Raw genomic sequence first — 25876 nt, forward strand, 5'->3', positions numbered from 1 at the left:
GCTGACGTCCCGGGCCTCCGCCCCGCCGCCCCGACGGCGCCGGGGCGGCGGGCCCCAACCGGCGCCGATGGCGCAGCGCAACCGCGTGACAACAGGTGCCGTCTGCTGAAAAGCTGAAGTGGTGGCTCACCGGACGTTCCCATGAGGCTCTTCGTGGCGCTCGTACCGCCACCGGACATCCTGGACGAGCTCGAGGAGGCCGTCCTTCCGCACAAGGACGACGTCCCCGAGCTGAAATGGGTCCGGCGGGAGCTGCTCCACGTCACGCTGGCCTTCCTCGGCGAATGCGACGACCGCACCGTCGACCGGCTCCTGCCCCGGCTGGAACGCGCCGCCCGGCGGCACGAGCGGATGACGCTGTCGCTCGCCGGCGGCGGGGCATTCCCGAGCAACGGCGCGCACGCCCGCGTCCTGTGGACGGGCCTGTACGGCGACCGGCGCGGCCTGGCCCGGCTCGCGGCGTCCGTCGCCGCCGCCGGGCGCCGCGCCGGGACCCCGCCCGACAAGCACCGCTCGTTCCGGCCGCACATGACCCTCGCCCGGTCCCGGCAGCCGACGGACGTGCGGCCGCTGATGGAGGCGCTGTCGGCGTTCGCGACCGGCTCGTGGACCGCCGACGCCGTCCAGCTGATGTGCAGCCACCTGCCCGGCAAGCAGTACGACCAGCTGACCTACGAGCCGCTGAAGACCTGGTCGCTGCGCTACAGCTCCGGCGGGGGAGGCGCGGGCCGGTCGGCGTCCGGCGGGCCCCAGGGTACGCCGTAGCGCTCGCAGGCGCGGCGCAGCTCGTCCAGGTCCGGCGGGAACGTCACCTGCCGCAGGACGCGCCCTGACGGCCCCCAGACGACCAGCCGCGGCAGCCGCTCGGTCGACTCGTCGATGCCGACGCCGCCGATGCGGTCGCGGGCGAGGTCCCACTCGACCCGGCCCCGCCGCGTCACCACGGCCAGCCCGGCGGACGTCACGCGCAGCTGCGAGCGGTTCCGGTCGTACAGCCAGTAGCCCGCGAGGCCGATCAGCAGCCCGGCCGGTACCGACCAGCTCGCCGTCGTGCCGAACCCGCCGAGGTCCGGGCCGAGCCACACCGCGCCGATCAGCGCGACCGCCTCGCACAGCAGCACGCTCATCCCGTACGTGCCGACGCGGGAGCGGCGCGTGGCGTCCAGCAGCGCCCCCGGCGCGGTCACGGGACTCGGCGGCTCCGGCGCCGTGAACGCGAAGTCCGGCTCGCCGGGAAGCCCGTCCGACGCCCGCGACGCGTCCCGCGCGTCCCGTGCGCCCTCTGGCCCCTCGGACCTCTCGGACGCCGCGCCCGGCGCGGACAGCGGTGCCGTCGCCCGGGTCTCCGGCTCCGGCGCCGTCAGCGTCGACATCGCCGAATGGAACGCCGCGCTGAGGTAGGCGTCGTACTCCGCGTCGTTCACCGGAAGGCCCGCCTTCCGCGCCGACTCGCGCAGGTCCGTGCGGGAGATCCGCAGCGCCGACAGCGGCGCCGCGAAGAACTCGTCGCCGTCGCTGTCGTACAGCCGCACCCACGCGTGCCCCGCGATCGTCAGCAGCTCGATGCCGCCGATCCGGTCCTCCGGCATCTTCAGCACCACGTCACCGGCCGCGTCCGCCCAGCCGAGGCCGCCGTCCGCGACGACCAGCCGGCCGCCCGGGACCTGCGCGAAGATGTCCGGCAGCCCCTCCAGGCCGTACTCGGGACGGCGCGGCGCCCGCGCCCCCGGCGTGATCACGTGGTAGCCGTGGTCGTCGAGCGCGTGCGCGAGCTGGAAGCCGTCCAGGCCGTGCGCGGGCAGCCGCGCCACCAGCTCCAGCCGGTGCCCGAACGCCAGCGCCGCCAGCTCCGCCCGGCGCGGCTCCCCGCTCAGCGGATCCAGCCGCAGCCCCGGGCCGACGACCACCGCCGCGACCTTCCCGGACGGCAGGTCCTGCAACTGCCGGCGGCCCGGCCGGGCCCGCACCAGCAGCCGCTCAGCGGTGATCGTCCAGCGCACCCGGGCCGCCCGCAGCAGCCGCCGTCGCGCCGCCAGCACCCCGGTGATCGCGGCGAGCGCCCAGCAGCCCGCGGCCAGCCGCGCCTCGAACCCGCCCGCGCCCTGCACCGCGATCCGCACGATCATGACCGCGCCCAGCACGCCGGTGAGCGTGCCGAGCAGCGCGACCCGGCGCCGCCCCGGCAGCGGATCCGGCGTGTCGAGCCGGAACTCCCCGCGCTCCGGCGCCGCGCCCGCCGCCTCGCCCTTCGGACGCGGCGGCTCGTGCACCGCCGCGAGCAGCGCCGCCTCCTGGTCCAGCAGCCGCTTCTCCGCCGCGTGGTCGCGCGGCAGCGGCCCCGGCGCCGAGAACCCCGGACCCGGCACGTCCCCGTCCGGGCCCTGGTGCCGCAGCGCCTCGTCCAGCGCCGGATCGAGCAGGTCGCTCGCCTCGCCGTCCAGCACGTGCATCGGGATGCCGAGCCGGCGCGCCGTCACGAACAGCGCCAGCGGCTCCAGGCCCATCGCCGTCAGCCCGCCGACCGCCGTCCGCCCGAACCGGTGGAACACCGTCAGCATGCCGTCGCCCGTCGTGATGGCCAGCCCGTCGATGCGGTCCCGCTCGTACCGGACCATCGTCAGCTCGCCCTTGCCGACCCGCTCCAGCCCCGCCGCGGACAGCCGCCAGTACGGCCGCGGCCGACGCCGGCGCGCCTCCGGCGCCGCGCCGAGCACCCACGGGAACGCCGACACCGCCGCGATCAGCAGCGCCCACAGCCACACCGGCCGGATCGGCAGCAGCGCCAGCGCCACCGCCAGCAGCGCGAACGGCCCCGCCGCCACCGGCCGCCACCGGCCCCCGACCCCCGAGAGCCCGACGAGTTCGGTGTTGGTGCTCATTGCAGTGCCCTCGGCGGTCGGGCGCTGGGCGCCTGGGGGCCTCTCTGCGCGATCGAGTTCTCGCAAGCTCGAACTCGGCTTCGCACGCGATCGCGACGTTCGGGTCCGCGCGGGCCGGGGTTCGGGCCACTGACGATGGTCCTGGTCACCCGGGGGTTGCGGGGGGTTCGGGCGGAGGGGGTGTCACCCTGGGGCATGCGGCGCCCTCCTTCGGCGGGCAACTGGGCGAACGTGGGGGACGCTTCGGCTCGCTTCGCGTTCGGATTCTCGCAAGCGCGGCGGCGGGTTCGCAGACGTTCGGGGGTTCGCGGAGCAGACCGTGTCCGGACGGTCAGGTCCCGGACGGCCGCTCCCGCCGCACCGGTCGCGGAGGTCGCACCGGTCATCCGCGTCTCCGGAACAGGCCGTAGCCGACGAGGGCGGCGATCGCGAGGGCGACGAACAGGCCCGTCCGGACGCCGCCGGCGTCGCGGTGGCCCTGGTCGGCGTTGTCCTTACCGGTCTTCTCCGCGGCCTTCGCGGACGCCGGTGGCGAGGCGGACGGCTCGGCCGCGCCCGGCACGGGGACCTTGTAGACGGGCTGGTTCTCGCCTTCGGACCCGGCGAGGAAGTACCTGCCGTCGGGCGTGTAGGTGATCGACTCGCCCTGCGGCTGGAACGGCAGCGACACCGAGCCGAGCGACTTGCCGGGGCTTCCGTCCGGCTTCACGGCGTACATGCGGGCGCCGAAGTAGGTGCGGATGACGCAGGTGCGGCCGTCGGGGGAGAACGCCCCGTCCGTCGCGATCGCGGGCGCCTTGCCGATCTTGTGCATGACGTTGTAGCCGGACGTCCGCAGGCGCTTCGGCGCCTCGTAGACCGCGCCGCCGAACAGCTTGCTGGCGATGTACAGCCGGTTCGTGCGCGGATTGACCATGAGGGTCTCGGCGTTGCGCGGCCCGTCCGCGTACTTGATCCTGAACGCGGTGGCGCGGATGGTCTGGCTGCGCATCTGCGCGGGCTCGGGGATCCGGTAGACGGTGACGTACGGCCAGGCGCCGCCGAGGTTGTCGCCGATGTCGCCCATGTAGATCGCGGGACGGCCCCGCTCGTCCTTGCCGAGCGCCATCGCCTCCCAGTCCCGCGCGGACGCGCCGCCGAGCGTCAGCACGGCCCGCACCTTCCCGTCCGGGCCCAGCGCGTAGATCTTGGGGACGCCGCCGGAGTCGTTGTGGGTGTAGACGATGCCGGGGTGCGCCGTGCTCGCCGCGAGCCCGCTGGACTCGGTGATCCGCGGGTCCCGGATCGTGAAGGCGGTGGTGTCGCCGGCCGCGGTGCCGGCCGCCGCGGGCGGGGCCCAGCAGGCGGTCGCGGCGGCGCCGAGCGCCACCGCTGCGGCGCCCCCGGCCAGGGCGCGCGGGGCGGACGGACCCACTGACATCTCGCGATCAACCCCGTTCCCCCGCCCGGTCGATCATACGACGCGCCCCGCGGGCCGGGCCCGCACCGGCGGTCAACGCAGCAGCGCGCCGACGACCACGGCCAGGATCAGCGCGGTCAGCACGGTGGGGAGCAGCCATTGGGGCGCGCGGTTCACGCATTGAGCTTATGCGGCCCCGCGCACGGCGCGAACCGGACGGCGATGATCTGCATCTCATCTGGCATGTGCGGTTTGTTCGGGGTGGTCCGCTCGCCCTTCGCCGACGATCCGGGACGGGCGTCGGACGTGTTCGTGACGCTGGGGGCGCTCGCCGAGGAGCGCGGCACGGACGCGGCGGGCGTGGCGCTGCTCGGCGGCTGGCCGGGGCTCGGGCACGACGGCTGCCGGGTGGTGAAGGGCCGCGGCCGGTTCTCCGCCGTCTGGCGCGCCGAGCTGCTCGCCGAGCTGGACCGGGCGCCGGTCGCGCTGGGCCACACCCGCTGGGCGACGCAGGGGTCCCCGGCGGAGCCGGCGAACGCGAGCCCGATGCTGGTCGGCGCCCCCGGGGCCGCCGGGATCGTCGGGACGCACAACGGCGACGTCGACGCCGCGGCGCTGCGGGCGCGGTTCGCGCTGCCCGCCCCGTCCGGCGGGACGGACAGCGAGGCGATCTTCCAGCTGCTCGCCGGGCGGCGCGGCTCGTCCTGCGTCACCGGAGCGCTGGAGGCGCTGGTCGGACGGGCCGCGCTGGCCTGGGCCGACCGCGACCGCCCTGGCCAGGTGCATCTGGCGCGGGCCGCGCTGAGCCCGCTCGCCGTCGCCGTCGACTCCGAGCAGAACATCTACTGGGCGTCGAACCCGCGCTGGTTCCGGGTGGTGCAGCGGTACACGCGGGTCCGGTTCGTGACGATCGTCATGCTCCGCGAGGGCACGTACATGCGGGTCGGGACGGAGCGGGCGCCGGGGCGCCGCGACCGGCCGCAGGTGCTGGCGGCGGCGTCCTTTGTCCCGACGGCGCGTCCGGTGGACCACGACGACCGGGTCTGGACGGGCTTCACCGAGGCCGACCGCGCCCGCGACCAGTCCACCCTCCGCCACCGCCTCGCGACCCCCGGCCTCGTGACGGTGGCCTGAGCCGGGGCCGTCCGCGAAGACGGCCCCAGCCTGGGATTAAAGCCGCTCGACGACGTAGTCGATGCAGACGGTGAGGGCTTCGACGTCGGACGGGTCGATCGCCGGGAACATGCCGATGCGCAGCTGGTTGCGGCCGAGCTTGCGGTACGGCTCGGTGTCGACGATGCCGTTGGCGCGCAGCGCCTTGGCGACCGCCGCCGCGTCGACGTCGTCGTTGAAGTCGATCGTGCCGACGACCTGCGAGCGCTGCGCCGGGTCGGTCACGAACGGCGTCGTGTACGAGGTCTTCTCGGCCCAGGTGTACAGGCGCTGCGAGGAGTCGGCGGTGCGGGCCGTCGTCCAGGCCAGGCCGCCCTGCGCGTTCATCCACTCGATCTGCTCGGCGAGCAGGATCAGCGTGGCGACGGCCGGGGTGTTGTAGGTCTGGTCCTTGGACGAGTTGTCCCGGACGGTCTTCAGGTTGAAGAACTCCGGCACGTACCGGTCGGACGAGGCGATCTCGTCGATCCGCTCCAGCGCGGCGGGCGAGGCGAGCGCGACCCACAGGCCGCCGTCGGCGGCGAAGCACTTCTGCGGCGCGAAGTAGTAGACGTCGGTCTCGGCGACGTCGACGGGCAGGCCGCCGGCGCCGGACGTGGCGTCCACCAGGACGAGCCCGTCGCGCGCGGTGGTGCCGGCGGGACGCTTGATCGGCATCGCGACGCCGGTCGAGGTCTCGTTGTGGGTGAGCGCGTAGACGTCGACGTCCTCCTCGGCGGACGCCTCCGGGTGCTGGCCCGCGGGACTCTCGATGACCGTCGGGTCCCCCAGCCACGGCGCGCCCGTGGTGACCTTGGCGAACTTGCTGGAGAACTCACCGAACGCCAAGTGCTGCGAGCGCTGCCGGACGAGGCCGAACGCGGCGGCGTCCCAGAACGCGGTGGTGCCGCCGTTGCTGAGCAGCACCTCGTAGCCCTCGGGGAGGGAGAACAGCTGCGCCAGGCCCTCGCGGACCCGGCCGACCAGGGACTTGACCGGCTTCTGCCGGTGCGAGGTGCCCATGTACGTCGAGCCGGACTCGGCGAGCGCGGCGAGCTGCTCGGGGCGGACCTTGGACGGCCCGCATCCGAAGCGGCCGTCGGCGGGCTTGATGTCGGCGGGAATGGCTATGGCTGGATTCGCGCTTTCGGTCACTCGCAGAAGGCTACTTGGTGCGGTGTACGACCCAGGTAAGCAGGGCCACCAGCGTCACTCCGCAGACAGCGGCGACGACCCCCGGCGGGTAGATCCAGTCGCGGCCGTGGGCGTGGTCGTCGACGGCGGCGCGGACGGCGTCGTAGGTGAGGAACGCGAGCAGCGCGGCGCCGAGGGCGGCGGCGACGCGGCCGGAGACGGCGTTGGTGCGGCGGCGGCGTTCCTCGCGCTCCGCCGCGTACCGGCGCATCTCCTCGGCGGGGTCGGGCTCCGGCTCCGCGGGGCGGACGGCGCGGGCGGCGGGTCCGATGTCGCCTTCCAGCGGCTCGTCCGGGTCCTCGGTCATGACGCCCATGATGGCAAACACGTGCAGGTCGGGGCACCCCGACCGGGCCGCCGCGGTGGTGGAATTACCACGATCCGTAGTCGGATCTCGGAAAATTTCGATCCATTTCGCTGTACGCGACGTCCAATGTCTCGAAGGGGGCGCGCGGGAGGCGCGCGCCGGGACGAGGAGCCGCCGGGGGACGAGCGCGAGAGCGAGGGGTTTTCCATGCCGGGCGACGGCGACCGGATCCTGTCGGAGGATCGGCTGCGCGGAGTGCTCGACCTGTTCGAACGGCTGCGGGAGCGGCCGCCGTGGCGCTGGCGGGAGCGGCTGCGGCCGCTGCTCCTGCTGCTCGGCCCGGCGGGACCCGCCGCGCACGTCGCGGAGATGCTCAAGAACCGGTGCGAGCAGGAGCGCGCGCCCGTCTCGCACATCGCGGCCGACACCCCCGCCACCGACGTCGCGGGCGTGCTGCGCGAGGCGAAGCGGGAGCTGTCGCAGCCGAGCAGCCGGGCGCGCGGCGAGCCGGCGCTGCGGTTCCCGCTGCTGGAGATGGCGCTGTGGCTGCGGGACCTGCGGGAGATCCGGCTGGCCGGCGACCAGTCGCCGCCCCGGTACGCGTCCCCGTCGGAGCGGGAGAACTTCCAGCTCGTCCGGCGGCTCACGCACCCGCCCGTCGGCGACAACGAGAACGCGCGGCGCCGCGAGCTGAACCGGGTGATCCGGCGGCGCGGCCGGGACGTCCTGCGCGACCTGGAGGAGCCGCGCAGCCGCACCGCGACGTTCCTGTCGTTCCTGGAGCAGATCGCGCCGATCGGCGTCGCGGTCGTCGCGCTGATCAGCGCCGGGACCGCCGCCGCGCTGGACCTGGCGTCCGCGGTGCTGGCGGCCGTGGTCGGGCTGGCGTTCGTGACGGTGCAGATCGTCGCGCGGACGCGCGGCTGGTACGGGGTGCGGCGGTTCGGCTGGTTCGTCGGGCAGCCGTACCTGCAGCGCGACTCCACCGGCTTCCTCGGCTTCGCGCTCAACGTGTTCGACCCGCGGCCGGTCGAGCCGGACGACCACGCCGAGCAGCTCGACCTGCTGCTGGTCGCCGCGTTCCTGGAGGACCTGCGGCGCAACTACCGGCGCGACTACCGGCGGGCGGCGTGGGCGCGGGTCCGCTACCCGGTGCTGATCTTCGAGCATCTGGCGCCCGGGCATCCCGGCGTGCGGGTGATCGAGTACATCGAGCACGTGCGCGCCGACAGCGGCGACGGCGCGGCGCTGCCGGGCTTCGATCCGCTGGTCGTCACCGCGGGCGTCGACCCGGCCACGCCCGCTGAGGACGGCCCGTCCGCCGCGTCCGGGCCCCGGCTGGTGGACCGGCTCGCACAGGCGGTCCGCGTCGACCTGTGGTCGGGGGAGCCGCAGAGCGTGTTCGCGGCGCGCGCGCTGTGGGACCGGTACTGGCGCGAACAGCGGCGTGTGGGCGTCCTCGGGTCGCGGCGGGAGCTGCGCGTCGACATCACCCGCGACCCCGGCGGCGACATCCCGCCCGTCCGGCCGGTACGGCGGCGCCCGCGGCTGACGCATCCCGCGCTGCCGTGGATCGTGATGGTCGCGGTCGCCGCCGCGTCGATCACCGTCATCTCCGTCCAGGTGGACCGGTACTGCTCGCCGTTCGGCATCAAGCGGACGGCGTCCGGCGAGTGCATAGGGATCACCGACGGGTCGTTCAAGTTCGGCGAGGCCAGCGACGGCGAGAACAACGACAACCGGCTGTCGTCGGTGCTCGGGCGGCTGAAGAAGCAGAACGACGCGGTCGCGCGGTCCGGCAAGCCGCACGCGACGATCGTCTACCTCGGGCCGATCACCGCCGACCCCGCCATCCAGAACCGGCAGCTCGACCTGCTCGCGGGCGCGGAGGGCGAGCTGGTCGGCCTCGCCATGGCGCAGGAGGAGTTCAACGCGGCCAGCCAGAGCCTGCGGATGCGGGTGCTCGTCGCGAACGCGGGCGCCCGGTTCCAGCACGCCCGGCAGGTCGCCGAGCAGATCCGCGGGCTCGCGCTGAAGGACCGGTCCGTCGTCGCGGTCGTCGGGTTCGAGCAGAGCCGCGCCGAGACGCAGGACGCGATCAAGGTGCTGTCGAAGTCGGCGCTGCCGATGGTCGGCACCGCCAACAGCTACAACGAGACGGGGATGCTCGACCACGACGCGGGCTTCTCCCCGTACTACTTCCGCCTCGCGCCGCCCAACCGGCGGCTGGCGCAGCACGCCGCCTACTGGGCGAGCCACGGCCAGGTCGGCGGCAAGCGCGCCCGCACCGTGGACGTCATCTACAACGCCGACCCGCACGACCTGTACAGCAGGGACCTCGCCTCGTCCTTCAAGAGCTCCTTCACCGGCTACGTGAAGGACGGGCAGGTCGTCGTCCGCGACTACGACAGCCCGGGGAACCTCGGCAAAACCGTCCACGAGCTGTGCCAGAAGCCGCCGGACCTGTTCTACTACGCGGGCCGGTCGGACGAGTTCCGCACCTTCACCAACGTCCTCCAGCACACCTGCCCCAGCGGGCAGATCGTCCTCGCCGACGACGAGATCGCCAAGTACGTCAGCGACAACGCCCCGCAGATCGGCAAGGTCGCCACGTTCCGGCTGTTCTACATGCCGCTCGCCGCGCACGAGGCGTGGACGGACGCGTGGGTCGGCGACCGCCGCAACGTGTTCTTCAACGCCTACCCGGGCGCCGTCGACTCGATCATCGGGAGGAACGCGCCGCGCGACCTGCGGCCGTCGGAGACCCGCGCCGCCGTCAGCTACGACGCCGCCTCGGTGATCGGGTTCGTCGCGGGGCAGGTCTTCACCGCGCAGGCGGCGCCGCCGACCGCGGGCGGCGTGTTCGCGGCGCTCGACGACCCGGGCGAGGGCCCGCTGTGGAACGGCGCGAGCGGCGTCCTGCAGTTCACCGGGCGCGACGACGGCCACGTGGTGGAGGACAAGCCCGTGCTGCTCGCGACCGTCCGCGCGGGCGGCGCCGTCGAGGTCAAGGAGGTCTGCGGCCGCCTCGTCACCGGCCACCAGGCCCGCGCCGACTGCCCGGCGGGCGACGGCACGCCGTCCGAGCCGTCCCGCTGACACCGCCCCGGGACGTCCCGCTGACACCGCCCCGGGAGCGGCCCGGGCGAGGGCGCACGAAGGCCCCCGGTTCCGTGCGAACCGGGGGCCTCAGGCGCGTTCAGCGGGGGCGGGAGCCGGCGCGTCGGCCGGCCGTGCTGTCAAGCACTGCGCTTGAGGACCTCCGCCGCTCCGGCCACGTCGTCGATCGACCGGGTGCCCGGCCCGACGTACCGGGCGCTCGGCCGGACGAGGCGGCCGGTGCGCTTCTGCTCCAGGATGTGCGCGGCCCACCCGGCGGTCCGGCCGCAGGTGAACATCGCGGGCATCATCGCGGTCGGGACCTCGGCGAAGTCCAGGATGACCGCGGCCCAGAACTCCACGTTCGTCTCGATCGGCCGGTCCGGGCGGCGCTCGCGCAGCTCGGCGAGGGCGGCGTCCTCCAGGGCCTTCGCGGCCTCGAAGCGCGGCGCGTCCAGCTCCTTGGCGGTGCGGCGCAGCACCCGGGCGCGCGGGTCCTCGGCGCGGTACACGCGGTGGCCGAAGCCCATCAGCCGGTCGCCGGAGTCGAGGATGTCGGTGACGACCTTGCGGGCGTCGCCGAGCTGCTCGACCTTCTCGATCATCGGCAGGACGCGGGCCGGGGCGCCGCCGTGCAGCGGTCCCGACATGGCGCCGATCGCGCCGGAGATGCTCGCCGCGACGTCCGCGCCGGTGGAGGCGATGACGCGGGCGGTGAAGGTCGAGGCGTTCATGCCGTGCTCGGCGGCGGAGACCCAGTACGCGTCGATGGCCCGGACGTGCTTCGGGTCGGGCTCACCGCGCCAGCGGACCATGAACCGCTCGGTGATCGTCGCGGCCTCGTCGATGCGGCTCTGCGGCACCATCGGGACGCCGATGCCGCGCGCCGACTGGGCGACGAACGACAGCGCCGTCACCGACACCCGGGCGAGGTCGGCGCGGGCCTGCTCGTCGGAGATGTCGAGCAGCGGCTTCATCCCGTACGCGGGGGCGAGGGTGGGGAGCGCGCTCTGCACGTCCACCCGGACGTCGCCGGAGGTGACCGGCAGGACGTGCGGGTCGGCGGGGGCGAGGCCCGGGTCGAAGCTGTCGTCGACCAGCAGGCCCCAGGCGTCGCCGAAGGAGACGCGGCCGACGAGCTCCTCGATGTCGACGCCCCGGTACCGGAGGGCGCCGCCCTCCTTGTCCGGTTCGGCGATCTCGGTCTCGAAGGCGACGACCCCCTCAAGACCGGGTTTGAAGTCGGACATGTCGTCCTGCCTTTCGTCCCCAAGAGTGATAAGGCGGTGCCGTGCCATTGAACCCTGTCCGCCTTACTGACCAGTACCCAGGTCCATGTGAGATGCACAAACCCCAGGTGAGAGGCTCAGACGCTGTGGATTCCCCAACGCCCGACCCCGCACGGCTCCGCAGATCCTACGAGGGGGGCGAATTGGCCGAGGCGGCCGTCCCCGCCGATCCGCTCGCGCTGTTCGCCGCGTGGTTCGCCGACGTGCACGCCTTCGGGCTCCCGGAGCCGAACGCGATGGTGCTGGCCACGGCGTCCGCGGACGGCGTCCCGAGCGCCCGGACGGTGCTGCTGAAGGGGTACGGGCCGCACGGGTTCCGCTTCTTCACCAACTTCACCTCCGCCAAGGGCCGCGACCTGGCGGAGAACCCGCGCGCGGCGCTCGTGTTCCCGTGGCACGCGATGCACCGGCAGGTGCGCGTCGCCGGCCCGGTGTTCCGGCTGCCGCCGGACGAGTCGGAGGCGTACTTCCGGACCCGGCCGTACGGGTCGCGGCTCGGCGCGTGGGCGAGCGAGCACCAGTCGGGCGTCATCTCCGACCGCGCGGCGCTGGAGCGGCGGTTCGCGGAGCTGGCCGAGCGGTGGCCGGATCCGGCCGCGACGCCGGGCGGCGACGCGGTCGCGGAGGGCGACGCGGTGCCATTGCCGGACTTCTGGGGCGGGTTCCGGGTCGTCCCGGAGAGCATCGAGTTCTGGCAGGGCAGGCGCGACCGGCTGCACGACCGCATCCGGTACCGGCGGACGGCGCTGGACGATCAGGGCCGCCCGCTCGACGCGGACCCGGGCGCGGCCGGTCAGTGGGTGACGGAGAGACTGTCTCCGTGACACCGGAACAGCAGCCATCCCCCGCCTACGCTCCTGACACCCCCGGAGAGACCGCCCCGGACGCCGCGGACGCCGCCGCCGACGAGCCCGAGAATCCGCCCGGACGAGCGAAACCCGAGCGCCCCGAGTGCCCCGAAAAACTCGAGGAACCCGAGAAAGGCGAGGCCCCCGGCTCCCGGCCGGCCGCGCGGAGCCGCCGCGGCCTGGTCCGGCGGCTCGCGATCGACACCCGCCCGCTCGGCCACCCCCCGTACCGGCGGCTGTGGCTCGGGCAGGGCGTGTCGTTCGTCGGCTTCCAGGTCACCGCGGTCGCGGTGCCCGTCCAGGTCTACGACATGACCGGGTCGTCGTTCTGGGTCGGCGTGCTCGGGCTCGTCAACCTCGTCCCGCTGATCGTGTTCGGGCTGTGGGGCGGCGCGGTCGCCGACCACATGGACCGGCGCAAGCTGCTGTTCTCGTCGTCCTGCGTGATGTGGGGCGCCACGCTGCTGCTGCTCGTCCAGGCGCTGCTGCACCTGGACAGCCTCCTGCTGATCATGGTGGTGGTGGCGGTGCAGGCGACCGGGTTCGCGGTGTCCTCGCCGACCCGCAGCGCGATCATCCCGCGGCTGGTGGACAAGCCGCTCGTCCCGGCCGCCAACACGCTGAACTTCACCGCCAGCCAGGTCGGGATGCTCGCCGGGCCGCTGTTCGCCGGCGTCATCCTGGCCCGCTGGAGCTACGGCGCCGCCTACGGGATGGACGCGGCGCTGTTCACCGTCGGGCTGTGGGCGGCGCTGCGGCTGCCGTCGATCCCGCCGCTCGGCGACGTCGCGGGCTCGCCCGGCCTCCGGTCGGTGATCGACGGGCTGCGCTACCTCGGCACCCAGCCGGTGCTGCTGATGTCGTTCGTCGTCGACATCATCGCGATGGGGATCGCGATGCCGCGCGCGCTGTTCCCGGAGCTGGCCGAGACCCGGTTCGGCGGCGAGGGCGCGGTCGGCTACCTGTTCGCGGCGATCGCGATCGGCGCGTTCCTCGGCGGGCTGATCTCCGGCTGGATCGGCCGCGTGCACCGGCAGGGCATCGCCCTCGTCGTCTCCATCGTGGTGTGGGGCCTCGCCGTGGCCGCCGCGGGCCTCGCGCACCAGCTGTGGCTCGCGGTGCTGCTGCTCGCCGTCGGCGGCGGCGCCGACCTGGTGTCGTCGGTGTTCCGGCAGACGATGCTCCAGACGTACGCCCCCGACGAGATGCGCGGCCGCCTCCAGGGCGTGTTCACCGTCGTCGTCGCGGGCGGTCCCCGCCTCGGCGACGTGCGGGCGGGCGCGGTCGCGAGCGTCGCCGGCGCCACCGCGTCGTGGGTCGGCGGCGGCATCGCCTGCGCGGTCCTGGTCGTCGCGGTCGCCTTCCTCGTCCCGGCGCTCCTGCGCTACGACACGAGAACCGCCGAGACCGTCCCGACGGCCTGACCAGCGGGCGGCCGATCAGCGGGCGGCCTGACCAGCGGGCGGCCTGACCAGCGGGCGGCCTGACCAGCGGGAGGCTTGGTCAGCGGAGGGCCTGGGCGGCGACCTTGAGGTCGTCGACGAGGCCGGCGTACATGGCGTCGCGGTCCTCGGCGCGCAGCACGGCCGACGGGTGGATCGTCGCGACGACCTGGGCGTCCGCCTCGCCCGGCGGAGTCTCGTCGATCTCCCGCCCGGCGGCCGGGGTGCCGATCGTCTCCAGGTCGGGCAGGGCGAGCAGCCGCCCGCGCAGCCTCGTCACCCGGAACGACGAGCCCAGCAGCGCCTTCCCGGCCGTCGCGCCGAGCACGACGACGACGTCCGGGTCCAGGGTCCGGAGCTCGGCCAGCAGCCAGGGACGGCACGCGCGCATCTCGCCCGCGTTCGGCGTCTCGTGGATCCGCCGCTTCCCGCCCGCTTGGCGCTTGAACTTGAAGTGCTTGACGGCGTTGGTGACGTACACGTCGCCGCGCTCGATCCCCGCCTCCTCCAGGGCCTGGTCGAGGACGCGTCCGGCCGGGCCGACGAACGGGTGGCCCTTGCGGTCCTCCTGGTCGCCCGGCTGCTCGCCGACCAGCACCACGCGTCCGCCGGCGGAGCCCTCGCCGAACACCGTCTGCGTCGCGTTCTCGTAGAGGCCGCAGCCGCGGCAGCCCTCCGCCGCACGGCGCAGCGCGCCGAGATCGGAGCGCTCCGCGGGGGAGTCCGGGAGGAACGGCTCTGCGTCCTGGGAAGTTTTCGCGTTCATCTCGCGTTTCCCCGTACCCGCTGCCCGCGGGATATTCGCGGGGCCCGGCGGCGGGGGACCCATAGCAAGTAGACTTCAAGGCCATAAGACTGGAGGGAGCTGTGACCTCACACGGCCTGATCGATACCACGGAGATGTATCTCCGGACGGTGTTCGAGCTCGAAGAGGAGGGGATCATCCCCCTCCGCGCGCGCATCGCCGAGCGGCTCTCCCAGAGCGGCCCGACGGTGAGCCAGACGGTCGCGCGGATGGAACGCGACGGGCTGCTGCGGGTCGAGGGCGATCGGCACCTCGAGCTGACCGACAGCGGCCGCGGCCTGGCCACCCGCGTGATGCGCAAGCACAGGCTCGCCGAGTGCCTGCTGGTCAACGTCATCGGGCTGCCCTGGGAGGACGTCCACATCGAGGCGTGCCGGTGGGAGCACGTGATGTCGGAGGAGGTCGAGCGGCGGCTGGTCGCGCTGCTGGACAACCCGACCACCTGCCCGCACGGCAACCCGATCCCCGGCCTGGACGAGCTCGGCGGGCACGGCGACGACGCGGCCGCCGCGCCGCTGTCGGTGATGACCGCGGTCGCGAGCGCGTCCGGCGCCGCCGCCGTCGTCCGGCGGATCAGCGAGCAGGTGCAGATGGACAGCGACCTGATGCTTAGACTCAAGCAAATAGGGATACAACCGGGACGAGAGGTGACTCTCCGGGCGACCGATGACGGGGTGCGGGTGACCTGTGACGACGAGGCCGACGGTGCTGCGACGGAACTGCCGCGCGACATCGCCGAGCACGTCTTCGTCAGCAGGCGCTGACACGGTCGGCGTGCCGCCCCCCGCCCCCGCCGCGACGGTCTATACCGAAGATCTCCATACCATCGCGCCGTTCGGGCGTATCCCGGTGGCGGGTTCGTCGTTCAATACGACGAGGCAAACACGTACGAGGACCGCGCCGCGACGCCAGGTGATCATCACGGCGGGCGGTGCGGACCGGCCGCGCGGAGGCGGCGCGGCCGCCGGCGGGACCGCGACTGTGATCGGGATGGGGAGATGAAGCGTTGGGGGGAAGCGCCCTTCGAGGCGCATCTGCCGCCCGAGACCGTCCTCAACCAGATGGAGATGGCGGTCATCGTCTGCGACCGCTTCAGCAACGTCATCTACGGCAACGCGTTCGCGCGCCAGCTCTTCGGGTTCGGCGGCGACGAGATCATCGGGCACTCCATCCTGTCGCTCGGCATCGCCGAGGAGGACCACGAGCAGGCCACCGAGCTCGCCCGGCACGTCCTCAAGGGCGGCGTCTGGGAGGGCACGTTCTGCAACCTGCGCGCCGACGGCACCACCGTGTACACGCGCGCGCACGCCGTCCCCCTGCGGCACCCGTCCGGCGCGGTCGACGGCGTCGTCATCTTCGCGCGCGAGGCGCTGCGCTCCAACCAGCGCGACCAGGAGCGGTACGGGCTGCTGGAGCGGATCGGCGAGCGGCTCGCCGGGTCCCTCGAACTGGAGGCGACGCTGCGGCGGGTCGCCGACACCCTCGTCCCGCAGTTCGCCGACCACTGCTTCATCGACCTGTACAGCGGCGACCGCCTCTACCGGCGGGTGTCCCGGCACGCCGGCAACTGGGAGCCGCCGCCCGGCACCTGGGCGGAGGTCGGCGAGCCCGTCTCCTACCCGCCCGGCCACTTCAGCGCCAAGGCGATGGCGCGCCGCGACGCCGTCCTCGTCGAGGACATGGTCCAGCACCGGTTCGCCGCGCCGACCGAGTCGTCGCTGCGGCTCGGCGAGTCGATGGGCATCACCTCGGTGATCTCCGCGCCGCTGCTGGTGCGCGGCGAGCTGCTCGGCGTGATGAGCCTGGCGCTGTCCAACCTGTCGAAAAGACCCGACCCGCACTACGACGGCTTCGACCGCGACCTGCTCGGCGCCATCGCCAGCCGCGTCGCGCTCGCCGTCGACAACGCGCTGCTGTTCGAGGAGGAGCGCGAGACCGCGCTCGCCTTCCAGAAGCACCTGCTCCCGGGCGACCGCCCGCCGCCGCTGGACGGCCTGCAGATCGCCTGGCGGTACGAGCCGGCCCGCCCGCTGGAGGCGCACGGCCACGGCATCCAGACCCAGGTCGGCGGCGACTGGTACGACGTGATCCCGCTGTCGGCCGGGCGCGTCGGGCTCGTCATCGGCGACGTCGAGGGCCGCGGCGCCCGCGCCGCCGCGGTGATGGGGCAGCTGCGCGCCGCGCTGCGCGCGTTCGCGCAGGACGACAAGCCCCCGGCCGACATCCTGCGCAAGCTCGACGAGTGGGTCCGCACGATGACCCGGCCCGAACGGATGCGGTCCGGCTGGAACAGCGACGATCTCGTCCGCCCGCCGCTGGTGTCGTGCACCTACTTCGTGTACGACGCGTGGTCGCGGGTGCTGGAGTTCGCCAACGCCGGCCACGACCCGCCGCTGCTCATCGTGGACGGCGAGGTCGGCGAGCTGGAGTTCGAGAGCGAGGGCGCCATGCTCGGCGTCCGCGCGCCCGGCATGGGCGGCGAGATCCTGTTCAACGAGGAGCAGTCGGAGCTGAAGCCCGGCTCCACGCTGGTGCTGTACACCGACGGGCTCATCGACCGGCGGCCGAAGGACGACGGCGAGTACTACACGCGGGAGGAGTCCCGCGAGATGGTCCGCGCGGCGGTGCAGGAGGTCGCGCGCGGCGGCGTCGAGGCCATCGCGAACGCCGCGTACGACGCCGTCCCCGGCGACATCGACGACGACGTGGCGATCGTGGTGATCCGCACCGCCGCCGACGAGCTGGCGGTCGAGGAGCGCACGTTCCCCGCCGAGCCGATCATGGTGTCGGAGGCGCGCCGGATGGCGGCCGACGCGTTCGCGTCCTGGGGGATGCTCGACGAGCAGGCCGAGCTGGCCTGCCTGCTGGTCTCCGAGGTCGTCACCAACGTCGTGCTGCACGCCACGTCGACACCGCAGCCGCGCCGCGAGATGGTCGTCCCGGTGCCCGCGGGGCCGCCCGGGCGCGGCGGCGAGCCGCTGAGCGCGCCGCCGCCCGTCCAGTTCAACACCGCGCAGGTCGGCGGCTCGTTCGAGGCCGGTCTCGACCCCGCGATGGACGCGGGCGGGTTCGACGAGGACGACTGGAACCTCGGCGCCGACCTCGGCCGCCGCGAACCGCCGACGAAGGAGTTCCGGCTCCGGCTGCGGCGCGGCGGCGACGCGATCTGGGTCGAGGTGTTCGACTCCGACATGCGGCTGCCGCGGATCCGCAGCGCCGGCGAGACCGACGAGGGCGGCCGGGGCCTCTACCTGGTCGACCAGCTCGCCACCCGGTGGGGCGCCCGGCCGACGAACGACGGCAAGGCCGTCTGGTTCGAGCTGCCGCTGACCCCGTGATGCGGGCGTGGGCGGTGGACGCGCCGGCTCCGATCGCCTCGGGGCCGCTGCGCCGCGCCGACCGGGACGTCCCGTCGCCGGGGCCGGGGGAGCTGCTGGTGCGCGTGCTGGCCTGCGGCGTCTGCCGGACGGACCTGCACGTCGCGGAAGGCGACCTGCCCGTCCACCTGCCCGGCGTGACGCCCGGCCACGAGATCGTCGGGGAGGTCGCCGAGGCGGGCGCGGGCGCGCTGCACGCCGCCGGCGACCGGGTCGGCGTCGCGTGGCTGCGCGGGACGTGCGGGGCCTGCCGGTTCTGCCGCAGAGGCGCCGAGAACCTGTGCCCGTACTCGGTCTACACCGGCTGGGACGCGCACGGCGGCTACGCCGAGTACGCCCTCGCCGTCGACGCCTACACCTACGCGCTGCCACCCGAGCTCGACGACGTGCGCGCCGCGCCGCTGCTGTGCGCGGGCATCATCGGCTACCGCGCCCTGCGCCGCGCCGATCTCCCGCCGGGCGGGCGGCTCGGGATCTGGGGGTTCGGCGGCTCCGCGCACCTCGCCGCGCAGATCGCGATCGCCGAGGGCGCCGACGTGCACGTGTTCACCCGCAGCCCCGCCGCCCGGGAGCTGGCCCGCTCGCTCGGCGCGTCCTGGGCCGGTGACTCGTTCGACACCTCGCCCGACCCGCTCGACTCCGCGATCGTCTTCGCGCCCGCCGGCGGGCTCGTCCCGGCCGCGCTCGAACGCCTCGACCGCGGCGGCACCCTCGCCATCGCCGGCATCCACCTGAGCGACGTCCCGTCCCTGGACTACCAGCGGCACCTGTTCCAGGAGCGGCAGGTCCGGTCGGTGACCGCCAACACCCGCGCGGACGGCGAGGAGTTCCTGCGCCTCGCGGCCCGCCTCGACGTCGCCGTCACCACGCACCCCTACCCGCTGGACGAAGCCGACCGCGCCCTGGCGGACCTAGCCGCCGACCGCTTCACCGGAGCTGCCGTCCTCGTCCCGTAACTGTTACGACCACCTCAACCGACGCCCCGGCCACGCAACGACCTGGACCGTCGCGATCGCGAGCGAAGCCGGATTCGAGCCGGCGAGAATCCGATCGCGCAGCGAGCCCCCAGGGCGAGTCGGAGCGATGCAGCGATCGCACGAGCGCCCGTTGAAGGGAGGGCGTCCAACGCCCGACCGCCGAGAGCGGTCAAATAGGCACAGCCGCGACGTGGGCCCAGGACTGGGTGAACCACAGCTCGCCGCCGATCACGCGGGGCTTCGCGCCGGTCTTGGGGCCGCCGTCGACCTCGTCGGTGAGCGCCTCGCGGATCCGATCGGCGGACGCGTCGTCGCGCGCGCCCGCGAGCCACGGCTCCACCGGCCGCTCGACGGTGAACACGTCGAGCCGGCGGATCGTCGCCCCCGCCGACGTGATCATCTCGGTGAGCCGGGCGATGGACGGGGTGCCGGGGTGGTCGGGGTCGCGCAGCCGCTCGATCCGGTCCCGCTCCGGGCCGGCGAGGTTGCCGCGGACGAGATCGGCGATGATCAGCCGTCCGCCGGGCCGGCAGACCCGCAGCAGCTCGCGCAGCACCCGGTCCGGCTCGCCCAGCGTGTACAGCGAGAACCGTGCCGTGACCAGCGAGAACGCGTTGTCCCGGTAGGGCAGCGCGGTGGCGTCGGCCTGGACGGCCGGGCCGGTGGGCTGCGGGCGCGGATCCTCGCGGGTCGCCATCGCGGGCGGCCGGTCCCCGTCGCCGGCCGGGCCGGTGATCCGCACCGGGCCCGTCCCGAACTCGACCGTCGACATCCGGCCGCCCCGTCCCGGTTCCTCCGGCGCCGGCGTCGCGTCCACCGCGGTCATGTGCCGGACCCGGGGGCGCAGCGCGGCGGGCATCGGCCCGCGGCCGCGCGCCACGTCCAGGCACACGTCGTCGCGGTCGGGTTCGACGAACTCCAGCAGGCGCCGCAGGTGCGGGGCGATGCCGCCGGCGGTCTCCTGGACCGCGGTCGCCGGATGCGGCACGGGTGGTCTCCCTCGGCTCGGACCGGCTCCTCGGGCACGGGGACAGGCGTGAAGCCGGTTTCGCCAGTTATGACTCCCGGTGCGGGCGGGAAGTTCGGATCCGGGGGCGGGGAAATTCGCCGCCGGCGGCGTCAGCCTCTCAGGTGCTCGCCGTACAGCGCCCCCACCACCAGCACGAACACGATGATCACCGCGGCGCGGGTGGGCATCGGCATGCGCAGCTTCACCGCGACCCAGCGCACGCAGAACGCGGCGAGCAGCGCGACGACCGCGAGGCTGAGGAGGCCCTCGTCCATGGTCACCTTCAATCCGGGGGGAGTGCCGCCATCTAGAACGATAGACGCGTAAGGCAAGGGTTACCTCGGAGTAGGAGCCGCGCGAGCCGCCCGATAATCTCGCGAATGTGGCAGATGCGAAGGAAGTAGACGGCCGGGACCGGCTGGACGACCTGATGACCAACGTGGCGCGGGCGCGGGTCGCCCTCGGCCTCGCGGCGTTCGCCGCGCCGAAGCTGACCGTGAAGCTGATGACGTCGGCGGGCGGCACCGACCCGGGACGCGACTACGTCGCCCGGATGTTCGCCGCCCGCGAGATCGCCCTCGGCGCCGGCTACCTGCTGAGCGACGGGCCCGGGCGGAAGCTGTGGGCCCGCGCGGGGCTGCTCGTCGACTCCCTCGACACCGTCAGCGGGCTGCGCACCCGCCGCGGCCTCCCGCTGTGGGTGACGGCCGGGGCCACCGCGATCGCGGGCGGTTCCGCCGCCCTGGGCGCCGCCAAGGTCGCCCGCGACATCATGCGCTGACGTCCCCGGACGGGTCCCGGCCTCCGCGCCGGGGCCCGGATCCGGCGCCGCCGGGTCCCGATTTGCGGTGATCTCTGTGGGTAGACCTCCCTCGTCCGGCAGGCGAGGGGGGACGGCGGTATGACCGCTGACACGGTGGCGCGCGGCGAGCAGACCATGCCCAAGGGCAGGGACCTCTACGTCATCCTCGGCGCGCTGATGCTGGCGATGCTGCTCGCCGCGCTGGACCAGACGATCGTCTCCACGGCGCTGCCGACCATCGTCAGCGACCTCGGCGGCCTGAACCACCTGTCCTGGGTCGTCACCGCGTACCTGCTGGCGTCCACCGCCTCGACGCCGCTGTGGGGCAAGCTCGGCGACCAGTACGGCCGCAAGCGGCTGTTCCAGGGCTCGATCGTCATCTTCCTGGCCGGGTCGGCGCTGTGCGGCATCGCGCAGGACATGAACGAGCTGATCTTCTTCCGGGCGCTGCAGGGGCTCGGCGGCGGCGGGCTGATGGTCCTGGTCGTCGCGATCGTCGGGGACGTCGTCCCGCCCCGCGACCGCGGCCGCTACCAGGGGATGTTCGGCGCCGTCTTCGGCATCGCCAGCGTGTGCGGGCCGCTGCTCGGCGGCTGGTTCGTCGACAACCTGTCGTGGCGCTGGGTGTTCTACATCAACCTCCCGATCGGCGTCGTCGCGCTGGCGGTCATCGCCGCCGTCCTGCACGCCTCGGGGGAGCGGGAACGGCACCGCATCGACTACCTCGGCACGCTGCTGATCGTCGGCTGGTCCGTCGGGCTGGTGCTGATGACGACCTGGGGCGGCACCCGCTACGACTGGCTGTCCGCGCCGATCGTCACGCTCGCCGTCGTGTCGGTGGCGCTGATCGCGGTGTGGCTGCTGGTGGAGCGGCGCGCCGCCGAGCCGATCATGCCGCCGCACCTGCTGCGGCACGCGGTGTTCTCGCTGTCCTCGGCGATCAGCTTCGTGGTCGGCTTCGCGATGTTCGGCGCGCTGACCTTCCTGCCGATCTTCCTGCAGGTCGTGCACGGCGTCTCGCCCACGCTGTCCGGCGTGCACCTGCTGCCGATGATGATCGGCATGCTGGTCGCGTCGATCGGCTCCGGGCAGCTGATCAGCAGGACCGGCCGGTACAAGATCTACCCGGTGGTCGGCACGCCGCTCATCGCGATCGCCCTGTACCTGCTGTCGCGGCTGGACGAGAACTCCTCCACGCTGTCGATGAGCCTGCGGTTCGCGCTCCTCGGGTTCGGCCTCGGCCTGGTGATGCAGGTCCTCGTCATCGCGGTGCAGAACGCCGTCTCCTACCAGGACCTCGGGTCCGCGACCTCGGGCGTCACGTTCTTCCGGCAGATCGGCGGATCGTTCGGCGTCGCGGTGTTCGGCTCCGTCTTCAGCAACGAGCTGGCCTCGCACGTCGAGGACCTCGCCAAGGGGCGGCTGCTCCCGCCCGGCTTCGACCCGTCGGCGGTGCAGGGCAACCCGAAGCTGCTCGACCGGTATCCCGGGCCGGTGAAGCAGGGCGTCCTGCACGCGTACGCGCAGTCCATCGACACCGTGTTCCTGTGGGCGGTGCCCGTCGCGGCGGTCGCGTTCGTCCTCACCTGGTTCCTGCGCGAGGTCCCGCTGCGGGCCACGTCCCAGACGCCCGACTACGGCGAGGGCTTCGGCGCGGCGCCGACCGTCCGCTCGTCCCGGCACGAGATCGAGCGGTCGCTGAGCGAGCTCATGCGGCGGGACGCGAAGGCCGCGGAGGTCTACAACCGGCTCGCCCGCCTCTGCGGCGTCGACATGCCCGCAGGCAGCATCTGGGCGCTGTGCCGCATCGCCAAGGACGAGACGGTCGCCGGGACGGACCTCGCCGACCGCGCCGGCGTCCCGATCGAGCAGGGCCGCCCGTACGTCGACCGGCTCGTCGACGCGGGGTACGTCGACCGGACCGACGGCGTCCTCGCCATCACCCCGTCCGGCCGGGCGACCGCCGAGCGGCTGTTCGCCGCCCGCCGCGAGGGCCTGGCGAAGCACGTCGAGGGCTGGTCTCCGGAGGAGCATCCGGAGCTGTCGGACGTGCTGACCCGGCTCGCCCGCGTGTCGCTGGGGCAGGACGCCGACGGCGGCGTCCTGAAGCGCGGCCCGGCCGCCGAGACCGCCACCTGACGCGCCCCCCTCCCGGGGCCGCTGGCGCCGTTCCGTCCCGCGGTGAGCATCGGGTCGCCGAGACTCAGCTCACATGGCGTTGCGCAACGAGGGATGTAATCTCATACTGACGACCGAATCTCACTCGGTTTCGGGACGGAACCCCAGAATTTTGGAGGCGTAGTGGCCGAGGCGTACATCGTCGGCGCGGTCCGTACCCCCGTCGGTACCAAGAAGGGCGCCCTCAAGGACGTGCACCCCGCCGACCTCGGCGCGCACGTGCTCAAGGAGCTCGTGAACCGGACCGGCGTCGACCCCTCCGCGGTCGAAGACGTGATCATGGGCTGCGTCATGCAGGCCGGACCGCAGGCCCTCGACATCGCGCGCACCGCCTGGCTGTCGGCCGGGCTGCCGGAGAGCGTGCCCGGCGTCACCATCGACCGCCAGTGCGGCTCCTCCCAGCAGGCGATCCACTTCGCCGCGCAGGGCGTGCTGTCCGGCACCCAGGACCTCGTGATCGCGTCCGGCGTCGAGCACATGGCCAAGGTGCCGATGGGCGCCACCATCGTCCAGGGCCTCGACTTCCCGTACGGCGAGGGCTGGGGCGAGCGCTACGGCCAGCAGGAGATCTCCCAGTTCCGCGGCGCCGAGCTCATGGCCGAGAAGTGGGGCTTCACCCGCGAGGACCTGGAGAAGTTCGCGCTGGAGAGCCACCGGCGCGCCGCCAAGGCCATCGAGGCCGGCTACTTCGACCGCGAGATCGCCCCGCTCGCCGGGCTGACCAAGGACGAGGGCGCCCGCCCCGACACCACGCTGGAGAAGATGGCGGGGCTGAAGACCCTCCGCGAGGGCGGCGTCATCACCGCCGCGGTCTCCTCGCAGATCTCCATCGGCTCGTCGGCGCTGCTCATCGCCTCCGAGGAGGCCGTCAAGCAGCACAACCTGACCCCGCGCGCCCGCATCCACACCCTCGCGCTCACCGGCTCGGACCCGGTCTACATGCTGACCGGCCCGATCCCGGCGACGGAGAAGGCGCTGGCCAAGTCCGGCCTCAAGATCGACGACATCGACGTGTTCGAGGTGAACGAGGCGTTCGCCCCGGTCCCGATGGCGTGGGCGCACGACACCGGCGCGTCGCTGGAGAAGACCAACCCCAACGGCGGCGCCATCGCCACCGGCCACCCCCTGGGCGCGACCGGCGGCATCCTGATGACCAAGCTGCTGCACGAGCTGGAGCGCACCGGCGGCCGCTACGGCCTGCAGACGATGTGCGAGGGCGGCGGCCAGGCCAACGCCACCATCATCGAGCGTCTGTAGTTTCTGCAATCCCTGGCGTTCCTTCGTGGCCCATCCCCGGTTCGGGGGTGGGCCACGGGTGTTCGCGGGGGCGGGATGATGGCCGGGTCGTTCCCTGGACCGCTGAGGGTGGAGCATGTACGAGACGATTCTTTACGAGGTCGCGGAGCGGGTCGCGCGGATCACGCTGAACCGGCCCGACGCCCGCAACGCGCTCAGCGACCAGATGATCGACGAGCTGCTCGACGCGTTCGAGCGGGCGAAGGGCGACGACGGCGTCCGGGTCATCGTGCTGACGGGGGCGGGCGACCGGGCGTTCTGCGCGGGCGCCGACCTCGGCGGGCTCGGCCGGGCGCAGGCGGACGGGCGGTCCGTCGCGGACGCCGGCGCGATCCGCGAGAGCGCCCCGTTCCGGCTGTTCACCGCGTTCCCGAAGCTCGGCAAGCCGATCATCGCGCGGCTCGGCGGGCACGCGGTCGCCGGCGGGCTCGGCCTCGCCGCGGCCTGCGACCTGGTGGTGGCGGCCGACGACGTGAAGCTCGGCACCCCCGAGGTCAACGTGGGCCTGTGGCCCATGATGATCATGGCGATCATCAACCGGAACGTCGCGCCGAAGCACGCGTTCAAGCTCTACTACACCGGGCAGCGCGTCACCGCCGCCGAGGGCCGCGAGATCGGCCTGGTCACCGAGGTGGTGCCGCGCGCCGAGCTGGACGCGCGGGTCGACGAGCTGGCCCGCACCATCGCGGCGAAGAGCCCGCTCGGCCTGCGCCGGGGCCGCGACGCGTTCTTCGCGATCGAGGGCCGCCCGCTGGAGGACCAGGTGGAGCACCTGCTGTCCGAGCTCGTCGGGCTGGCCGCGACGGAGGACGCCAAGGAGGGCATCACGGCGTTCCTGGAGAACCGCGCCCCCGACTTCCGGGGCCGCTGACGGCGCGCGCCCGGCGCGCGCCCGGCGCGCGCCCGGTGCCGGCGGCGTCAGGAGACGGCGGTGAGGGTGAGCGTCCGCTGCAGTTCGGCGGCGCGGGCGTGCATCCGGTCGGCGGACTTCTCGATCCGGGAGAGCTTGCCGGTGCGGCAGGAGATGGCGAGCGCGCCGACCGCGGTGCCGGTCGCGTCCGTGACCGGGACCGCGGCGCAGCCGGTGCCGAGCGCGTACTCGTCGCGGTCGAGGGAGAGCCCGCAGGGCGAGCTGAGCGTGCTCAGCAGCCGCGCCGGTTCGGTGATGGTGTTCGGGGTGAGGTCGACCAGCGGGTGCCGGGACAGGTAGTCGCGGCGCCGCTCCTCGTCGAGCTGGCTCAGCATGCACTTGCCGAGCGCGGTCGCGTGCGCGGACTCGTCGAAGCCGACCCACAGGTCGACGCGGGGCGCGCGCGGGCCGTCGGCGATGTCGATGAGCCGGATCTCGTCGTCCACGTGCATGCCGAAGTAGCACGCGACGCCGAGCTCGTCGCGGAGAGCGATCAGCGTCGGGCGGACGCGGGCGAGCAGCTGCTGCGTCCGGCTCCGGCCGTGCAGCGACTGGACGCGGTCGCCGAGCACCCAGACACCGTCCGGCAGGCGCATGGCGTAGCCCTCGTAGGCGAGGGTGCGCAGCAGGTGGTAGGTGGTGGCGAGGGGCAGCCCCGCCTCACGGGCCAGCTGCTTGGCCGGCGCGCCGCTCGGGTGCGACGCCACCACCTCCATGAGGTGCAGGGCCCGCTGCACCGAGGCGATGAGAGTGGGTCTGCGTGTCTCATCCATCACGCACAGCGAACTCCTCCGGCCCGGCCGGGTCAAGGGCTTTGCCGGTACTCGGCCCTGGCGGCCGCGACACGCCCGCACGGCGGAGAAGTACACGGCGGGCCGACCGGGGAGTAACTTCGGGACAGTGCAACCTCTGG

The 25876-nt window shown here is 73.7% G+C and carries 21 protein-coding genes; 12 read left to right on the plus strand and 9 right to left on the minus strand.

The window, feature by feature from the left end; genetic code table 11:
• The first annotated feature begins 141 nt into the window (after positions 1 to 141).
• Complete coding sequence (gene thpR, locus AB0C78_RS35765; RefSeq protein WP_151547085.1) at positions 142 to 765, plus strand: RNA 2',3'-cyclic phosphodiesterase; 624 nt, start codon at positions 142 to 144, stop codon at positions 763 to 765.
• Here the strand turns inward: thpR and AB0C78_RS35770 are convergent.
• Positions 702 to 2879, minus strand: a complete 2178-nt coding sequence (locus AB0C78_RS35770) for a hypothetical protein (protein WP_360756850.1) — start codon at positions 2877 to 2879, stop codon at positions 702 to 704. The genes thpR and AB0C78_RS35770 overlap by 64 nt on opposite strands.
• Positions 2880 to 3261: 382 nt before the next feature.
• On the minus strand, positions 3262 to 4299 hold the full coding sequence (locus tag AB0C78_RS35775) for a hypothetical protein (protein WP_360756853.1): 1038 nt from the start codon (positions 4297 to 4299) through the stop codon (positions 3262 to 3264).
• 240 nt (positions 4300 to 4539) lie between these two features.
• Between AB0C78_RS35775 and AB0C78_RS35780 the strand changes: the two genes are divergently transcribed.
• Positions 4540 to 5412, plus strand: coding sequence for a hypothetical protein (locus AB0C78_RS35780; protein ID WP_360756923.1), 873 nt, complete (start codon positions 4540 to 4542; stop codon positions 5410 to 5412).
• A 36-nt stretch (positions 5413 to 5448) separates the two neighbouring features.
• On the opposite strand, the gene serC is transcribed toward AB0C78_RS35780, so the two are convergent.
• Both serC and AB0C78_RS35790 read right to left on the minus strand, forming a co-directional pair.
• A complete protein-coding gene (serC, locus tag AB0C78_RS35785) occupies positions 5449 to 6585 on the minus strand; it encodes a phosphoserine transaminase (RefSeq protein ID WP_360756856.1) in 1137 nt (378 codons plus the stop codon).
• A 10-nt stretch (positions 6586 to 6595) separates the two neighbouring features.
• Positions 6596 to 6931, minus strand: a complete 336-nt coding sequence (locus AB0C78_RS35790) for a hypothetical protein (RefSeq protein ID WP_360756859.1) — start codon at positions 6929 to 6931, stop codon at positions 6596 to 6598.
• Positions 6932 to 7138: 207 nt separating this feature from the next.
• Between AB0C78_RS35790 and AB0C78_RS35795 the strand changes: the two genes are divergently transcribed.
• A complete protein-coding gene (locus tag AB0C78_RS35795; RefSeq protein WP_360756861.1) occupies positions 7139 to 10030 on the plus strand; it encodes an ABC transporter substrate-binding protein in 2892 nt (963 codons plus the stop codon).
• Between the two features lie 140 nt (positions 10031 to 10170).
• On the opposite strand, the gene AB0C78_RS35800 is transcribed toward AB0C78_RS35795, so the two are convergent.
• Positions 10171 to 11280 carry a citrate synthase 2 gene (locus AB0C78_RS35800; protein WP_360756863.1) on the minus strand — a complete coding sequence of 370 codons (1110 nt, stop codon included), beginning with the start codon at positions 11278 to 11280 and terminating at the stop codon, positions 10171 to 10173.
• Positions 11281 to 11372: 92 nt separating this feature from the next.
• Between AB0C78_RS35800 and pdxH the strand changes: the two genes are divergently transcribed.
• Positions 11373 to 12143 carry a pyridoxamine 5'-phosphate oxidase gene (gene pdxH, locus AB0C78_RS35805; RefSeq protein WP_360756866.1) on the plus strand — a complete coding sequence of 257 codons (771 nt, stop codon included), beginning with the start codon at positions 11373 to 11375 and terminating at the stop codon, positions 12141 to 12143.
• Entirely contained in the window at positions 12140 to 13591 is a 1452-nt protein-coding gene (locus AB0C78_RS35810; RefSeq protein ID WP_360756868.1) for an MFS transporter, read from the plus strand. The genes pdxH and AB0C78_RS35810 overlap by 4 nt, the downstream gene beginning before the upstream one ends.
• Before the next feature lie 79 nt (positions 13592 to 13670).
• Here AB0C78_RS35810 and AB0C78_RS35815 read toward each other — a convergent pair whose 3' ends face one another.
• Complete coding sequence (locus tag AB0C78_RS35815; RefSeq protein ID WP_360756871.1) at positions 13671 to 14375, minus strand: UdgX family uracil-DNA binding protein; 705 nt, start codon at positions 14373 to 14375, stop codon at positions 13671 to 13673.
• Positions 14376 to 14476: 101 nt separating this feature from the next.
• Here AB0C78_RS35815 and AB0C78_RS35820 point away from each other — a divergent pair, with 101 nt between their 5' ends.
• The 3 genes from AB0C78_RS35820 to AB0C78_RS35830 all read left to right on the plus strand — a co-directional run bounded on the left by AB0C78_RS35820 (position 14477) and on the right by AB0C78_RS35830 (position 18747).
• Entirely contained in the window at positions 14477 to 15178 is a 702-nt protein-coding gene (locus tag AB0C78_RS35820; protein WP_151542213.1) for a metal-dependent transcriptional regulator, read from the plus strand.
• A 234-nt stretch (positions 15179 to 15412) separates the two neighbouring features.
• Entirely contained in the window at positions 15413 to 17752 is a 2340-nt protein-coding gene (locus AB0C78_RS35825; RefSeq protein ID WP_151542212.1) for a SpoIIE family protein phosphatase, read from the plus strand.
• A 14-nt stretch (positions 17753 to 17766) separates the two neighbouring features.
• On the plus strand, positions 17767 to 18747 hold the full coding sequence (locus tag AB0C78_RS35830) for a zinc-binding alcohol dehydrogenase family protein (protein WP_360756876.1): 981 nt from the start codon (positions 17767 to 17769) through the stop codon (positions 18745 to 18747).
• A gap of 190 nt (positions 18748 to 18937) precedes the next feature.
• On the opposite strand, the gene AB0C78_RS35835 is transcribed toward AB0C78_RS35830, so the two are convergent.
• Both AB0C78_RS35835 and AB0C78_RS35840 read right to left on the minus strand, forming a co-directional pair.
• Positions 18938 to 19756 carry a methyltransferase domain-containing protein gene (locus AB0C78_RS35835; RefSeq protein WP_360756879.1) on the minus strand — a complete coding sequence of 273 codons (819 nt, stop codon included), beginning with the start codon at positions 19754 to 19756 and terminating at the stop codon, positions 18938 to 18940.
• Positions 19757 to 19887: 131 nt separating this feature from the next.
• Positions 19888 to 20052 carry a hypothetical protein gene (locus AB0C78_RS35840; RefSeq protein ID WP_173096635.1) on the minus strand — a complete coding sequence of 55 codons (165 nt, stop codon included), beginning with the start codon at positions 20050 to 20052 and terminating at the stop codon, positions 19888 to 19890.
• 107 nt (positions 20053 to 20159) lie between these two features.
• Here AB0C78_RS35840 and AB0C78_RS35845 point away from each other — a divergent pair, with 107 nt between their 5' ends.
• The 4 genes from AB0C78_RS35845 (at position 20160) to AB0C78_RS35860 (ending at position 24924) form a co-directional block, all read left to right on the plus strand.
• A complete protein-coding gene (locus AB0C78_RS35845; protein ID WP_225991877.1) occupies positions 20160 to 20558 on the plus strand; it encodes a hypothetical protein in 399 nt (132 codons plus the stop codon).
• Positions 20559 to 20678: 120 nt separating this feature from the next.
• On the plus strand, positions 20679 to 22718 hold the full coding sequence (locus AB0C78_RS35850; protein ID WP_360756883.1) for an MDR family MFS transporter: 2040 nt from the start codon (positions 20679 to 20681) through the stop codon (positions 22716 to 22718).
• Between the two features lie 162 nt (positions 22719 to 22880).
• On the plus strand, positions 22881 to 24014 hold the full coding sequence (locus tag AB0C78_RS35855; protein WP_151542209.1) for an acetyl-CoA C-acetyltransferase: 1134 nt from the start codon (positions 22881 to 22883) through the stop codon (positions 24012 to 24014).
• 115 nt (positions 24015 to 24129) lie between these two features.
• Complete coding sequence (locus tag AB0C78_RS35860; protein ID WP_360756885.1) at positions 24130 to 24924, plus strand: enoyl-CoA hydratase-related protein; 795 nt, start codon at positions 24130 to 24132, stop codon at positions 24922 to 24924.
• A gap of 47 nt (positions 24925 to 24971) precedes the next feature.
• On the opposite strand, the gene AB0C78_RS35865 is transcribed toward AB0C78_RS35860, so the two are convergent.
• The gene (locus AB0C78_RS35865) at positions 24972 to 25736 is read right to left on the minus strand and encodes an IclR family transcriptional regulator (RefSeq protein ID WP_360756926.1); all 765 of its coding nucleotides are present in this window, start codon (positions 25734 to 25736) and stop codon (positions 24972 to 24974) included.
• Between the last annotated feature and the right edge of the window lie 140 nt (positions 25737 to 25876).

The organism is Actinomadura sp. NPDC048394 (assembly GCF_040651755.1).
GTDB classification, from domain to species: domain Bacteria; phylum Actinomycetota; class Actinomycetes; order Streptosporangiales; family Streptosporangiaceae; genus Spirillospora; species Spirillospora montaniterrae.